This window comes from Candidatus Sodalis endolongispinus (genome assembly GCF_018777395.1).
GTDB classification, from domain to species: domain Bacteria; phylum Pseudomonadota; class Gammaproteobacteria; order Enterobacterales; family Enterobacteriaceae; genus Sodalis_B; species Sodalis_B endolongispinus.
Genome location: NZ_JAFJYC010000001.1, coordinates 249,837 through 263,936, shown reverse-complemented (window position 1 = coordinate 263,936; position 14,100 = coordinate 249,837). Strand labels below are relative to the sequence as shown.

At 57.9% G+C, this 14,100-nt stretch carries 17 protein-coding genes and 2 pseudogenes; 15 read left to right on the top strand and 4 right to left on the bottom strand.

The window, feature by feature from the left end:
* Positions 1–37 precede the first annotated feature (37 nt).
* The 8 genes and pseudogenes from JZM24_RS01365 to JZM24_RS01320 all read left to right on the top strand — a co-directional run bounded on the left by JZM24_RS01365 (position 38) and on the right by JZM24_RS01320 (position 5,248).
* Positions 38–238 (top strand): winged helix DNA-binding protein, encoded by a 201-nt coding sequence (locus JZM24_RS01365; protein ID WP_215668313.1) that lies wholly within the window; start codon positions 38–40, stop codon positions 236–238.
* Positions 239–496 (top strand): MarR family winged helix-turn-helix transcriptional regulator, encoded by a 258-nt coding sequence (locus JZM24_RS01360; RefSeq protein WP_215668312.1) that lies wholly within the window; start codon positions 239–241, stop codon positions 494–496.
* A gap of 6 nt (positions 497–502) precedes the next feature.
* Positions 503–2,558, top strand: a pseudogene (locus tag JZM24_RS18230) (FUSC family protein).
* Positions 2,555–2,764, top strand: a complete 210-nt coding sequence (locus JZM24_RS01340; RefSeq protein WP_215668309.1) for a DUF1656 domain-containing protein — start codon at positions 2,555–2,557, stop codon at positions 2,762–2,764. Before JZM24_RS18230 ends, JZM24_RS01340 begins: the two are co-directional and overlap by 4 nt.
* A 6-nt stretch (positions 2,765–2,770) precedes the next feature.
* Positions 2,771–3,001, top strand: a complete 231-nt coding sequence (locus JZM24_RS01335) for an HlyD family secretion protein (RefSeq protein WP_215668308.1) — start codon at positions 2,771–2,773, stop codon at positions 2,999–3,001.
* Positions 3,002–3,013: 12 nt separating this feature from the next.
* The gene (locus JZM24_RS01330; RefSeq protein WP_215668307.1) at positions 3,014–3,700 is read left to right on the top strand and encodes an HlyD family secretion protein; all 687 of its coding nucleotides are present in this window, start codon (positions 3,014–3,016) and stop codon (positions 3,698–3,700) included.
* The gene (locus JZM24_RS18225) at positions 3,685–4,536 is read left to right on the top strand and encodes a TolC family protein (RefSeq protein WP_215668306.1); all 852 of its coding nucleotides are present in this window, start codon (positions 3,685–3,687) and stop codon (positions 4,534–4,536) included. Before JZM24_RS01330 ends, JZM24_RS18225 begins: the two co-directional genes overlap by 16 nt.
* Entirely contained in the window at positions 4,505–5,248 is a 744-nt protein-coding gene (locus JZM24_RS01320) for a TolC family protein (protein ID WP_215668305.1), read from the top strand. Before JZM24_RS18225 ends, JZM24_RS01320 begins: the two co-directional genes overlap by 32 nt.
* Before the next feature lie 248 nt (positions 5,249–5,496).
* On the opposite strand, the pseudogene JZM24_RS01315 reads toward JZM24_RS01320, so the two are convergent.
* Together JZM24_RS01315 and JZM24_RS01310 are read right to left on the bottom strand one after the other, a co-directional pair.
* A pseudogene (locus JZM24_RS01315) lies at positions 5,497–6,499 on the bottom strand (NAD(P)-dependent alcohol dehydrogenase).
* Positions 6,500–6,601: 102 nt separating this feature from the next.
* The gene (locus tag JZM24_RS01310) at positions 6,602–7,240 is read right to left on the bottom strand and encodes a TetR/AcrR family transcriptional regulator (protein ID WP_215668304.1); all 639 of its coding nucleotides are present in this window, start codon (positions 7,238–7,240) and stop codon (positions 6,602–6,604) included.
* A gap of 869 nt (positions 7,241–8,109) precedes the next feature.
* Between JZM24_RS01310 and bhsA (JZM24_RS01305) the strand changes: the two genes are divergently transcribed.
* The gene (bhsA, locus tag JZM24_RS01305) at positions 8,110–8,367 is read left to right on the top strand and encodes a multiple stress resistance protein BhsA (protein WP_215668303.1); all 258 of its coding nucleotides are present in this window, start codon (positions 8,110–8,112) and stop codon (positions 8,365–8,367) included.
* Between the two features lie 192 nt (positions 8,368–8,559).
* Positions 8,560–8,820: a multiple stress resistance protein BhsA gene (gene bhsA / locus JZM24_RS01300; RefSeq protein WP_215668302.1), complete on the top strand. Its 261-nt coding sequence runs from the start codon at positions 8,560–8,562 to the stop codon at positions 8,818–8,820.
* A gap of 191 nt (positions 8,821–9,011) precedes the next feature.
* Here bhsA (JZM24_RS01300) and JZM24_RS18220 read toward each other — a convergent pair whose 3' ends face one another.
* A complete protein-coding gene (locus JZM24_RS18220) occupies positions 9,012–9,299 on the bottom strand; it encodes a hypothetical protein (RefSeq protein ID WP_246579850.1) in 288 nt (95 codons plus the stop codon).
* 154 nt (positions 9,300–9,453) lie between these two features.
* Positions 9,454–9,939 carry a LysR family transcriptional regulator gene (locus JZM24_RS18215; RefSeq protein ID WP_312884868.1) on the bottom strand — a complete coding sequence of 162 codons (486 nt, stop codon included), beginning with the start codon at positions 9,937–9,939 and terminating at the stop codon, positions 9,454–9,456.
* Positions 9,940–10,890: 951 nt separating this feature from the next.
* On the opposite strand from JZM24_RS18215, the gene JZM24_RS18210 reads away from it, so the two are divergent.
* The 5 genes from JZM24_RS18210 to JZM24_RS01275 all read left to right on the top strand — a co-directional run bounded on the left by JZM24_RS18210 (position 10,891) and on the right by JZM24_RS01275 (position 14,090).
* Positions 10,891–11,031 (top strand): hypothetical protein, encoded by a 141-nt coding sequence (locus JZM24_RS18210; protein ID WP_246579849.1) that lies wholly within the window; start codon positions 10,891–10,893, stop codon positions 11,029–11,031.
* Positions 11,006–11,863 (top strand): agmatinase, encoded by an 858-nt coding sequence (locus JZM24_RS01290; RefSeq protein ID WP_246579848.1) that lies wholly within the window; start codon positions 11,006–11,008, stop codon positions 11,861–11,863. The genes JZM24_RS18210 and JZM24_RS01290 overlap by 26 nt, the downstream gene beginning before the upstream one ends.
* A gap of 61 nt (positions 11,864–11,924) precedes the next feature.
* On the top strand, positions 11,925–12,587 hold the full coding sequence (locus JZM24_RS01285; protein WP_246579847.1) for a transporter substrate-binding domain-containing protein: 663 nt from the start codon (positions 11,925–11,927) through the stop codon (positions 12,585–12,587).
* Between the two features lie 89 nt (positions 12,588–12,676).
* Positions 12,677–13,426 carry an amino acid ABC transporter permease gene (locus JZM24_RS01280; protein WP_246579846.1) on the top strand — a complete coding sequence of 250 codons (750 nt, stop codon included), beginning with the start codon at positions 12,677–12,679 and terminating at the stop codon, positions 13,424–13,426.
* Complete coding sequence (locus tag JZM24_RS01275; protein ID WP_281418173.1) at positions 13,329–14,090, top strand: amino acid ABC transporter ATP-binding protein; 762 nt, start codon at positions 13,329–13,331, stop codon at positions 14,088–14,090. Before JZM24_RS01280 ends, JZM24_RS01275 begins: the two co-directional genes overlap by 98 nt.
* Positions 14,091–14,100 lie beyond the last annotated feature (10 nt).

Below are 14,100 nucleotides of genomic sequence, written 5' to 3'. Positions count from 1 at the left end.
ATATACTCTCATGACGCTTCTTCGCCAACAGGCCTTAATGGCTTTTACGGTGTCAATGGTGCCCGTCGCCCGCGCCTATCGCGCCCGCGCCGATAAAGTCGTGGCGCCGCTGGGCCTGTCCGCCGCTATCGCCTGGCCGTTAGTGCTCATCGTGCGCCACCCGCAAGGCATCCGCCCCGGCAGCTTGTCCTTGGAATTGGATATCGAGGGGCCGTCGTTGGTGCGTTCGCTTAATTAGTTGGTGGAAGCCGGCCTGGTTTTACGCCGGGAAGACAGCGTCGACAAACGCGCCAAGATGCTGTTTCTCACCGAGGCCGGCGCAAAAATCAGCGTGCGTATTGAAGATCTGCTTAATGACTTGCGCGACCAGCTGTTTGCCGGGGTAGCGCAGGCTGATCTTGAGGTATGCCTGCGCACTTTCAGCCTGCTGGAGCAGCGGCTGGTCATCAATGGACTGTCCACGCTGGATAACGACGACGCCGGCACCAAGGACTGAACCGTGATGTCCCTGCCGGCATGGCCGCTTTTTTCCCGCGGCGAAATCCTTTATTCGCTGAAGAGCTACACCGCGGCGCTGCTGGCGCTGTATCTTTCCAGCCGGGCCGGACTGCCCAATACCTTCTGGTCGCTGATGACGGTCTATGTGGTCAGCCAGCCGCTGGCGGGGATGGTGCGGTCAAAAGCCCTATTTCGTATCACCTGGACCTTTATCGGCAGCGCCGCCAAGGTGCTGTTGATTCCGGCGTTATCCAATGCGCCGGTGCTACTGACGTTGGCGATGGGTGTGTGGGTCAGCGTTTGCCTGTTCGTGTCGCTGTTGGACCGGACGCCGCGCGCTTACGCGTTCATGCTGGCCGGTTATACCGCCGCGCTGATCGGTTTCCCCGCCGTACAGAATCCGGCCGCCATCTTTGATACCGCGGTGTCGCGGGTCGAGGAAATTTGCCTGGGCATTCTGTGCGCCACTTTGGTTCATAGCATGGTGTTGCCCGCCGGCCTCAGCGCCAGCGTCATGGGATTGATGGATAAAACGCTGAAGGACACCCGCCGCCGGCTGACGGATATCTTCGCGGACGCGGCGCCACCGCCGCCGGATGAGGAGGGTGCGCTGTCCGCTGCCCGGGTCCGTCTGTCACTGGACATTACCCAGTTGCGCCTGCTGGCAACCCATATTCCCTTCGATACCGGCAACTTACGCTGGACCGCGGCCGCGGTACGTGCTCTGCAAGACCGGGTGGCGGCGCTGCTGCCGACGCTGTCTGCGGTGGACGATCGCCCGCAGGGGCTTTATCAGGCGGAAGGCGGTTGGCGCCCGGATGTGTGGACGGTGAAACAGCACATCAACCGCTGGCTGGCCTCCCAAGAGCCGCTGCTGTCGACGGGCAGCACGCCGGCGCCCGATCGCGCGGCCAATCTGGCGCTGCGCGACGCGGTACGCGTGCTGGAAACCACTCGCGGCGACAGCGACTAGACCCAGGCACTGCGCATTTCGCTCGCCGGCTATCTGGAAGATCTGCTAAGCCAGTGGCAGGAATGTCTGCTGCTGCGTCGGGATATCCAGATCGGCGTGGCGCAAGGGGTGATGCCGAAGCGCCGTACGCCGGCCCTGGGTGACCGGGTGCTGCACCGCGATATCGGCATGGCACTGTTATCGGCGCTGGCGGCGTTTGTCGCCATCGGCCTGACCTGCTTTCTTTGGATCCTCGGCGGCTGGACCGACGGCGACACGGCGGCGATTTTTTGCAGTGATGGACGATCCTGTTCCCGCCATCAATATGTTTTTAAAATATACGCTGTGGTCGGTGCCCTTGTCCGCTCTCTATATTCTGGTGTTGCTGCCGGACGTGCAGTATTTTGGCATGATCGTGCTGGTTTGCGCGCCGTTGTTCATCATTCTCGGCTGCTACAGCGCCCGACCGGCGCTGCTGATGGTTGCCCTACCGTTGCTGTTCGGCGTCGCCGGCCCGCTCTCTTTGCATGATAGCGCCCGCGCCGACGTCACCAGTTTCATCAATACCACCACCGCGCAGGTGCTGGGCACCTTCATCGCCGCCCGCGTTACCCGGCTTATCCGCTCGGTGGGGGCCGATTGGAGCGCGCGCCGGATCCGCCGCGCCATCCGCCGCGAGATGGTGATGATCGCCAGCAGCAGCCGGGCGTATCAACTGCAGGTGTTCGCGGTACGGATGCTCGACCGCATTGGTCTGTTGGTGGCGCGAGTTGCCCAGGGCGAGGTCACGCGTCATAACACCGTCGCCCGAGAGTCGCTGCGCGATTTGCGCCTTGGCGCCAATATCATCGCCCTGCAACAGGTGAAAAAGCACTTTCCGTCCCTGCCGCTGCCGGGCCTGCTCAGGCAGTTGGCGGTGCTGTTCAACCGGGCGGAAAATCAGCCGCCCGCGCCGCTGTTGTTAACGGTTGACCAATCCATCACCGCGATCTTATCCCTGCCGGAAACCACCCATCACCGCCGCACATTGATTACCGCGCTGGTGGGACTTCGCCATAACCTGTTTCCTCATGCGCCGCACTACCTGACCGCCGGAGAGACGCCATGATAGGCGAAGCGAGCTTTTATGGCATGTTCATCCCCTGGCTAATGCTGCTGGCCCTGGGCGCGCTGGGGCTATTTTTCGTCGTCCGCCGGCTGCTGGCCGCTCTCGGGCTGTATCACTGGATCTGGCATCCGGCGCTGTTCGATATCGCCTTTTACTGTTTGTTATTGCATGGGCTCACCTATGCTACCTCTCTTTTACAGCGATAATGCGCAATGAAATCAGAAACTTTTACCTTACGGGGCCGACAGCTTATCCGGGTGCTGATAACGCTGGGGGTGACGCTGGCGGCGTTATGGGCGGTGGTGCAATTGTGGGATCATTATGAGCTGGCTCCCTGGACGCGGGACGGGCGCGTGCGCGCCAATGTGGTGCCGATAGCCCCCGACGTCTCCGGCCTGGTGACCGAGGTAATGGTGCACGATAACCAGCATGTCGCGGCATGAACGCTGCTGTTCGTGGTGGACCGCAGCCGTTACGAGCTGGCGGTGCGTCAGGCGGAGGGGGCGGTAAATGCGCAACGTATCGCCATGGCGCAGGCGCAGCGGGAAGATAAACTCAATGCCCAGTTGGCTACCCTGGTGCCGCAAGAGGAGCGCGAACGCAGCCGCACCCAATACGAGCAGGCGCAGAACGGCCTGGCGCAGGCGCAGGTGGCGCTGGATAGCGCGCGCCTCAACCTGGCGCGCGCTCAGGTGCGAGCGCCCGTCGACGGGATGATAACCAATCTGGTGTTGCGTCAGGGCAGCTACGCCACTACCGGGAAACCCGTGTTGGCGCTGGTGGACAGTGGTTCTTTTTATGTCGAAGGCTATTTTGAAGAAACCAAGCTGCCGCGTATTCATATCGGCGCGGCGGTGCGGGTGATCCCGATGGGGGGAAATGGCCCCTTTACCGGCAGGGTAGAGAGTATTGCCGCCGGTATCGCCGAACGCGATCGCGTTACCGGCGATAATCTGCTGCCCAGCGTTAATCCGACATTTAATTGGGTAAGGCTGGCGCAGCGGATCCCGGTACGCGTCAGAATCGATCCGCTGCCGGCGACGCAGCGGCTGGTGGCGGGGCAAACGGTGACCGTGGAAGTCCAGGCGGTGAATAATGCTCATGCCGCCTCCGGACAGGCTTCCCGGTGGCATGGCGCATGATCCTCAGCGCATTAACCGGCGGCGCTTTCTCGCAGCCAGCTCCGGGGTCTGTCTCCGGCAACGGCGCCTGTGACCGGCGATCCCCGCGGGCGCTGGCGCTGTTTATTGCCGGCTGCGGCGGCCATCCGGTCGGACCCGATTATCGCCCGCCGGCAACGGCACTCATCAGCAGGGCCGGTAGCCTGCCGCTGCACAACACCGACGCCGGCGCGCCGATGACCGCGGCCGACGCACTCGCCAGTGCCCGGCCGCTGCCGCCGTACTGGTGGCGGCTGTATCAAGATCCGCAATTGGACGCCTTGGTGCGTCAGGCGCTGGCGCGCAATACCGATTTACGCCTTGCCATGGCAAATCTAGAACGGCAACAGGCCTTGCTCAAAGAAGCTGCCAGCGCGCAAAATCCGTCGTTGAGCGCCAATGCCGAACCCTATTATGGTCACCCATCGGGACTGTCGGTGCTGGAACCGGGCTACGTTCCGGACAATGCCTGGCGCTACGATGGCGGGCTGTCCCTTTCGTATCAATTAGATCTCTTCGGCCAGATCCAGCGTGCGCTGGAGGCCGCCAGCGCCGATAGCGAAGCGGCACAGGCCGCGCTGGATCTGGTGAAAATCAACGTCGCCGCCAATACCGCCCGTGCCTATGCCGATCTGTGCGCCACCGGCCTACAGTTAATGACCACGCGCCACTCTATCGAATTGCAGCAACGCTCAGTTGATCTCACCCGTCGCCTGCTGCAGGCCGGCCGCACCGGGGAACTGGATACGGTACGCTCCCGCGCAACTGCAACAGCTCAAGGCCACGTTGCCGCCGCTGGAAGCGCGGCGTCAGAATAATCTTTATCAACTTGCCACGATTACGGGCGCCCTGCCGCAGGATTTCCCACGCCAGGTGGCGGATTGCACCACACCGCCGCGCCTGACGCAGGTCATACCCGTGGGCGATGGCGCCGCCCTACTGCGCCGCCGGCCGGATATTCGCCAGAACGAGCTTCGTCTAGCGGCGGAAACCGCGCGTATTGGCGTAGCGATGGCGGACCTGTATCCCAAAGTGACCCTGGGACTTTCCGGCACTTCGGCCGGGTTGCTTAACGGCATTGGCCAAAAGGATACTTACGGTTGGAGCCTCGGTCCGCTCATTTCCTGGACTCTACCGTCCAGTGGCGCGGTTCAGGCGCGTATCGAGCAGGCGCAGGCCGGCACCCGCGCTGAGCTGGCCCGTTTCGATGGCTCCGTACTGACGGCCCTGCGGGAAGTGGAAACCGCACTGAACAATTACGCCCGCGACCTGGATCGCTACCGGGCGCTGCCGGCGGCGCGCGCCGAAACCCGCGATGTCGCCGAGAAAACCCGTCTGCTGTATAGCAGCGGCAAAATCGGCTATCTGGACGTATTGGATGCACAGCGCAGTCTGGCGTCGAGCGATGCGGCGCTGGCGCAGTCCGCCGGTCAGCTTTCCGACGATCAGGTCATGCTGTTCCTGTCGCTCGGCGGCGGCTGGGAAGCCCCGTCACAGCAAGATGCACCGATACGACCTGCGGCAGGTTGAGATAACGTCTAACCTCGGCGAAGGCTTAAAGCCTTGGCGTGGTTTGATGCGCCTGCACTCCCCGCCGCGGACGGCGATGAGGTAGAGTGTGCGAATTTAGGTAGGGTGTGCGGGTTGAATTAGGGTGTGCGGGTTGAGTTAGGGTATGCGGGTTGAGTTAGGGCGTGCGGGTTGAATTAGGTCGGGTGCTGCGGTTTGCGAGAACGTGAAGTGGTAACCAGGCGCGGCTGACGCCGCGCCCGCCGCCGTCAAGCAGACTGCTTCAGTGAGGCAATATCAATGACGAAACGGTATTTGACGTCGCTGTTCAGCATACGCTCATAGGCTTCGTTGATGTATTGCATATCGATCATTTCAATGTCGCAAGTAATGCCTTTTTCGGCGCAGAAATCCAGCATTTCCTGGGTTTCCGCAATCCCGCCAATTAATGAACCGGCGATGGATTTACGCCCCATGATAAGCGGACCGGTGTGCGGTACCGGCTCAATGTTGCCAATCATCCCTACCAACACCAGGGTGCCGTTAAGTTTCAGCGTTGCGGTGTAAGGATTAACATCGTGCCGGGTCGGGACGGTATCGATTATCAGATCGAAATGGCCGGCCACCGCCGCCATCTGCTGATTATCGGTCGACAGCACCACATGATCAGCGCCCAGACGACGGGCTTCGCTTTCTTTACCAGACGAGCGTGTAAACAGCGTCACCTCTGCCCCCATTCCTTTCGCTAGTTTCAGCGCCATATGGCCCAATCCGCCTAGTCCCACCACGCCGATTTTGTCGCCCGGCTGTACGTTCCAGTGGCGCAGCGGAACGCGGATCCAGTTTCTCCGGGATCCGCAGCACAAATTTTTCCGACACGACGATCTTTTCCGAATAACCGCCGAAAGTGACCTGACCGTCATGGCGATCTTTGCTGTTATAGGTACCGGTAAACCCGTCCAGGCAGTACTGTTCCAGCCCCGCCTGGCACGATTCGCATTGCTGGCAGGAATCCACCATACAGCCGACGCCAACCATATCGCCGACGCGGAAGGAGGTTACGTCCCGTCCAACCTGCGTCACCTTACCGATAATTTCATGGCCGGGGATCAACGGGAACATCGACCCACCCCAGTCATTGCGGGCCTGATGGAGATCGGAATGGCAAACGCCACAATAAAGTATGTCGATGACCACATCATCCGCGCGCGGACTGCGGCGGACGAAACGGTGTGCCGCCAGCGCCGCATCGGGCTGCAAAGCCGAGAACATTAAAGGACATTTTCTTCTCCAGTCTCATGTCAAAGCCAGCGCCTGTGTATCAGACGCCGGCGGGGGAACCAAAACGCGGTTTAATAAAGGGAGACTCTAAGTTTAGGCGTTTTCTACCAATTGGGGCCACTGCGCCAGCAAGGTGGTAACGATAGCATCGAGATCCTCGCGGCCGGCGCCGTCACGCGCCTGCACCGACATACCCCGCAGCGTACAGGTGAGATATTTGGCCAGACGCCCGCAATCAGCAACGCCAGCCAATTGCCCCTGCTGCTGCTGGCGCTGCAAAAAGGCCAGCAGCGTTTGTTCCTGCAGATGATGGTGCGCCCGCAATCTTTCCTCTACGGCCTGCGAAGAGGCGGCGAGCGTTGAGGACGTACAGATAATAAAGCATCCGGTCGGCAGGTTTTTGTCCGTATAGAGCGCAGCGGCGGCGCGAAAGAAATTTTCCAATGCCTGCAGTGTCGTTAATCCGGGTAGGGATAAGCGCTCGCGGGCCGCCGCGGAAAATTTTACCACATAGAGGTCCATGACGGCGCAAAATAGCCCCTCCTTGTTGCCGAACTCACCATACAGTGTCGGCGCTTTAGCCCCCGTGGCATCGACCAGATCGACGAGCGACGTCGCGTCAAAGCCATGACGCCAAAACAGTTCCAATGCCTTATCCAGGGCCTCTTCGCGGCAAAATTTTTTTGGCCGGCCGCGGCCGCGTCTGGCGACGGTGACTGATTCAGTTTTCATGGCATCCTCTCTTGGTTACCGGAGAGAGTAGCATATAATTAATGATCGTTAAAAATTAAGTTTCACCGCAGGTCGCTTTGCGCTATACTCCCTCATGTCCACAAGGTCAGTTCCACACCCTGCCCGGTCAACGCGCCTGTGTAGCCGGCTTGAGAGGCGTGTTCGTTACCTACTGGTGGCGCCACGGCAGGCATCATAATGCCTGGGACCGATGTTAACTCCCGCGCCTTGTTTAATGACACCGGCGACAGCTTACCGGTTGCGGCTTACCCGGTGATAGTTTGCCGCCGGCACCCTGTTATCAGTCGCGTACCATGCTCATACCGGTAAGGTTTAACCGACAGCGACTGACAGTCGTAAACGTTCGACGCGCGCAGCGAATTGAGCGGGCGCATAATTCAGCCCTGCCATTACGGCGATGCCGCAGCCCTCTCACCTATTTCGTCACTTAGGGCACCGGCTACTCCGACCTCCTCCTTGTCATACTGTCGCTAAAAACCATCGGCAGCCTGTACGCATCGGCAATCGGTAGCCGTGGCATCAAGGGGCAAACAAATCTCTGACCGGCGAACCGACGCGTAGAGATATGACGCCGATGTTCCCCGTCTTGGACTACCTCAAGCGGCTCTGGCTTCTCACTCCGCCTGACGGTGATATTCCGACATACCTGCTGACCTGAATTGACAGTCTGTGACTTTTAATGACAGTGAATTCAATAACATGACAAATAAATTAATAATCATTAAAAAAATAGGTTGATCGGTGCCACAGACAAGATTAGTATTTAGTTATCGAACGTTAACAAATAACGTCGCCGACCATCAATCGCATTACCAATACCCAATTCTAATTATAAGAGAGAAGACATTATGAAAACCATCAAATACACCATCGCCGCCCTTGCTCTTGCTACCTTATCCTTTGGCAGCTTCGCCGCCGATCTGGTTAACACCGTTCCCGTCGATCAGCAGAAAGTCGGCGTCGTCTCCGCCACGGGTGGTACCAACCTGTCCTCGCTGGAAAGCCAGCTGGCCGCACAGGCTGACGCCGCCGGCGCAAAATCTTTCAAGATTACCTCTACCTCGGGCCAAAATAACCTGCACGGTACCGCGGTAATTTATCAGTAAGCTCTACGGCCTGCCCGCCGCCGTTAACCGCTGGCGCCTACGTTTCCTTATGGCCTGAATCGGTGTTGCATCGCCGGAGTGGACCAACACAGTATTCCGATGCCAGCCGTGCATCAGTGACCGGCGCCATCGCATAATCTTCTCTCCGGCAGAGCATAACCTGCCGGTGGGACACTAAAGAGAGAACAGAAGATGAAAAACATTAAAACCCTGATCGCCGCCATTGCACTGGGCACGCTGTCCTTCGGTAGCTTCGCCGCTCAGGAAGTCACCTCCACACCGGCGGGCCAACAGCGTATCGGTGTCGTCTCCGCTACCACCAACAGCAGCAACCTGTCTGATTTGCAAGCTCAGCTGGCAGCCAAAGCGGATGCAGCTAATGCCAGTTCGTATCGCATCATCTCCGCCGGCGGTAACGATACCCTGAGCGGCAATGCCGAGCTGTACAAATAAGGTGTTAGTCATAAGGGCTGAGCTGTACAATTAAGGTGTTAGCCATAAGGTACTGCGCAGCGGTACCTTTGTATTGCAGCTGATAGGAGTAAAGATTTCGTAAGAGAGAGTAGTGCTTCGGTGCTTCGCAGGATATTCCCTCCCTTTTTATTGCCAGCAATGATGCTGTCGCCGCCCATGACGGCGTATTCTCATGGCGCGCGGTTACCTGAAGAGGCATGTTCCGCGGCCAACAATTCCACCAGCACCTCGGCGCTACGTGGTAGCGGCCGGGCGTTATTGAACACTGCGCTGAACGTCACCTTATAGTTCGGCGTATCATTAATCACCTGCATCGGAATGCGCGGGCTGAGCAAAGCGGCGTAATGCGCCGGCAGAATGCCCGAATAATAGCCCGTCGCGATAAGCGTATCGACCGACTCCAGACCAAACGCCCCCGGCCCGCGGCGAAAACCCTGCTGTTGCAGGGCATCTTCCACGAAAGGCTACTCGGCCCGATAAACCAAGGGTAAATTTCGTCCCGGTTTTGCCATGGCCGCGGCGCCGCTGACAGAGCCTTCGGCCAGACCGTAAATGTAATGCTGTTCAGTAAACAAATCGGCATATTCAAGCGAAGCCACGCGCCACTAGCTACTAGTATACCCCTTTAATAGCGACATGCAACCGGCGATCAAGCAACGCACGAATCAATTCTCGGGTGGTCAGGGTTTCGACGGTCAAATCCACCTCCGGCGCCATGCGACACAGAGCACCCAGCGCCAGATGGATCCGCACGGCCGGATTGCCTATCACGTTATCCGTCAATCCCAGGGATAATTTGCCGCTTAAGACCTGGCGCGCGGCATCCACCTCTGGACGAATACGGTCCAGGGCATCCAGGGCTTCCTGTGTCGCGAGTAATGCGGCGCGCCCCGCGTCGGTCAGCTCGAACCCCTGCGGACCCCGCGTACAAAGGCGGGCACCAAGCCGATCCTCGATATCCTTGATTTTCCGGCTTATCGTGGCCTTAGTCATACCAAGTAACCTTTCAGCGGCCGAGAAACCCCTGGCCTGCGCGGCGACGCGGAATATACGCAGAGCGCGCAAGTCTCGTTCATTAAGGGGTGATATTTTTTTCACGCAAGCCTTCCCGTTGCATAAAGCGTAACCATGATTGCAAAAAATGGCAGTTTTTTAACCGGCCAGGGTTTGGCAGGATAGGTCTACGGGGCAAATCTCGATTTTGTCGCCCCCGCCTTGTTTTACCCAATGCCGGTCGTCACTCCCGGCCGGCAACCAATAAGTGAAAAGCGGCGGAACGTTGAGATGAGCATTATTGCTCTCGCCTGTCCCCGGGCGATAGTCACCGCTGCAACACCGGGGGTAATGTTACGGCCTTTGGCCATGATAATAACGAAGTTCGCGACACGCAGGCTGTTCACCGGCTTTTGACCGGTATAACAATAAAACAACGCCTCACCAGGGCATTTTTTCCCGGTGTTTGGCCGGCATAACGATAAAAAGCGCCGCACCAGGGCCATTTTTACCGGTCTTTACCGGCATAACAATAAATACTGCCTTACCAGTGCACTGTTTTATCGGCACCCTGACCAAAAACAATAACAACATGGCCTCTTCACGGCCCTTTTTTAACGGCCTTTGGCCGTAATAACTAATAGAACAGCAACACCTTTCAGGGCATTTTTCTACCGGGCTCTTGGCCGGTATAGCGACGTCTTGACCGCCTTAACGAGGCATTTTCGACCTGCGGCCGTTATCATCCTGCGGGAACCACCTCATCCAGGCTATGTTTTCACCGGCCCGGGACGAAATCGCCCGGTGCGGTTTGCCGTCCCGATCGTGTTCCGACGGCAGTATCCCCCGGCATTATTCGGTATTTTTGCATACCGATGTTATGGTGCCGTGGGCAAACGATTGCTTTTATACGCAAGTATTCAATGATTACCGGCGTTAGCCGCAGGCAGCTTTCCCGCGACGCGAATAGCTTAGCTCGCCGCAGCACAGGGATCAGGCCAAACAGTACATCACCCGTTATCATCAGTCAGCTTTATTTATGCCAGGGGCATGTCAATGAATAAGCCATTAACCGTTAAACCGAAAACTAACCACCTATCTCTGCTGTTTTCCGAGCTCGCGCTCGACCTGGATAATCTCGATGCCGATTTCGCGGTCCTCGGCATGCCTTATGGTAAACCCTATACCCCCCGATGATGCCGCCAACGATCAAACCCGCGCGCCGACGGCGATTCGCCAGGCCTCCGATCGGGTCATCCGCGCGCCGGAGCGTTATGATTTTGATATCGATGGTCCGTTGCTGCAAAATCGCGACGACATCCGCTTTGTCGATTGCGGCGACGTGGTGCCGGATTTTGACGATCCCGATGGGCATTATCAACGTGCCGAACAGGCGACCCGCAAAATTCTTCAGGCCGGTGCCATTCCTATCGTTCTCGGCGGCGATCACGGCATTACCAACCCCATCCTGCGCGCGTTCGATGATCAGGGCCCGCTGACCATTGTCCATTTGGATGCCCATCTCGACTGGCGCGACGAGGTCAACGGCGTGCACGATGGTCTGTCAAGCCCGATGCGTCGCGCGTCGGAACATCCTTTCGTCAAAGATATCATCCAAATCGGCATGCGCGCCACCGGTAGCTCCCGCCAGGAAGAGGCGGACTACGCCCGTGAATGGGGCGCGCAGATTATTACCGCCTATGAGCTGCACGATATCGGTATGGATGAAGTGCTAAAACGCATTCCCGACGGCGGGCGTTATTACCTTTCCATTGACGCCGACGGTCTTGATCCGTCGATTATGCCCGCAGTTGCCGGACCCGCGCCGGGTGGCGTCACTTTTGTCCAGGCGCGTAAACTTATTCACGGCCTAGTGGCCAAGGGCCGGGTCGTAGGAATGGATATTGTGGAGATTGTCCCGTCGCGCGATATTCATCAAATATCATGCATGATTGCCGGCCGCCTCGTCCTGAACCTGATTGGCGCCGCCATACGCGCCGGCTACTTTGACGGTAAACGAGGCGAATAAAGCAGGGGTGAGTTACACTGTTTCCAAATACATCTATTAACTGGTTAATAAGTGAGGAAAAATGAAGCTGTCACGTTGCCTTGTCCCTGCGTTATTACTGCTTGGTTCTCATATTGTCGGCGCGCAAGCGGCCGACAAGCCGTTGCGTATTGCGGTCGATCCGACCTTCCCGCCGATGGAATATATCGACCAGGATCAGCATACCGGTTTTGATATTGAATTGGCGCATGCGCTGGCCAAAGAGTTGAAGCGTACGGTCCAGTTTGTTGATATAGACTATAAAGGATTGGTCCCGGCGGTATTGGCCAACCGGGCGGATATTGCACTGTCGGCAATCTATATTACCGACGAACGCAAAAAAGTGGTCGATTTCTCCGATCCCTATTATGCCGGCGGCCTGGTCATTATGGTCCAGAAGAATAATCAAACCATCAATGGCCCGAAAGATTTAGCGTATAAAAAGATCGCCGTTCAGGTGGGCACCAAGTCGGTCCAGTTTGTTAAAGAGCATTTCCCCAAGGCCCAGGTATTTGAGGTGGAGAAAAACCAGGAAATGTTCAATATGCTGGAAACCGGCCGGGCCAATGCGGTGGTGACAGGCAAACCCGCAGCCAAACTCTATGCCAGGGTACGTCAGACTACCCGCGTGTTGGATGAACAATTGACCGTGGAGCAATACGGCGTGGTGGTCGGTAAAAACCACCCGGAATTAACCCAGCGCTGAAAACGCTCAAGGACAACGGCGTCTACGATGCGCTGGTAAAAAAATGGTTTGAATCGGCTTCATCTTAATTTCAGCACTAAGGGTACATTATGGATCTCGATTTTACCCCCGCCTTTGCCGGCTGGGCGGATTTATTGCGGGGTGCGGAGATCACCATAGGCGTTACCGCGGCATCCCTGTTATTGGGATGCCTGCTGGGAATGCTAATTGGCATTGGCCGTCTCAATCCCAAACGACGCTTGGTGTATGGGATTTGCACCGCTTATCCGGGGAACGCCGCTGCTGGTGCAGCTGTTTATTCTATTTTACGTCTGCCGCAGTTCGGTGTCCTGCTGCCCGCCTACCTGTGCGGCATCATGGGATTGGGCGTGTATTCTGGCGCCTACGTGTCGGAAATTGTGCGCGGCGCGATCCAATCGGTGGAGCGTGGTCAAATGGAGGCGGCACGGTCTGTCGGCATGTCGTCGGGACAGGCCATGCGGCTTATCATTATTCCCCAGGCCATCGTGCGGATGATCCCGCCCCTCGGTAACGAATTTATCGCGCTTATCAAGAATTCATCGCTGACTTCGCTACTGACCATCGATGATTTGATGCACGAAGGACAAAAAATCATCAGCGTTTCCTACCGTTCGGTTGAAGTGTACCTGGTCATTGCGGTGATCTATTTAGTCATGACGCTGTGCACGGCACAATTACTGACCCGGCTTGAACGCCGACTGCATGCGGGGGGATGGTGCAATGAGCGAGTCTCCGATGGTAAGCGTGCGCGGTCTGGTAAAGTCTTATGCAGAGCATACCGTGCTGCATCAGGTGGATTTCGATGTGCAGCAAAATGAGGTGGTGGTGATCATCGGCTCCAGCGGCTCCGGTAAAAGTACCCTGTGGCGCTGCTGTAACGGATTGGAACTGCCGGAGCGTGGCACCGTGCATATCGGCGGATCCTGCCTGATCCGCGACGGTAAGACCTTACCCGATAAACAGTTAAATCATCTGCGTACGCGCGTGGGCATGGTGTTCCAATCCTTCAATTTATTCCCCCATCTTTCGGTGCTGGACAATGTCGCCATTGGCCCGCGCAAATTGTTGTGGCTGTCGGTGACCGACGCCCACCAGCTGGCGATGACGTTGTTGGGTAAGGTAGGCCTGGAGCAAAAGGCGCAGGCAATGCCCGCGAGCCTGTCCGGCGGTCAGAAACAGCGGGTCGCCATCGAGCGCGCGCTGGCCATGCAGCCGGAAGTGATGCTGTTCGATGAGCCGACGTCGGCGCTGGATCCTGAGCTGGTCGGCGAAGTGCTCGGCGTGATGAAGCTGCTGGCCAAAGAGGGCATGACCATGATTGTGGTTACCCATGAGATGGGATTTTCCCGCCAGGTGGCGGATCGGGTAGTGGTGATGGATCATGGCCGCATCGTGGAATCCGGCCCGGCGGAACAGATTTTTTCAAATCCACAGCAGCCGCGCACCCGCACCTTTTTGCAGCGGGTACTGTCTGCCGATTAACGGTCTTCCC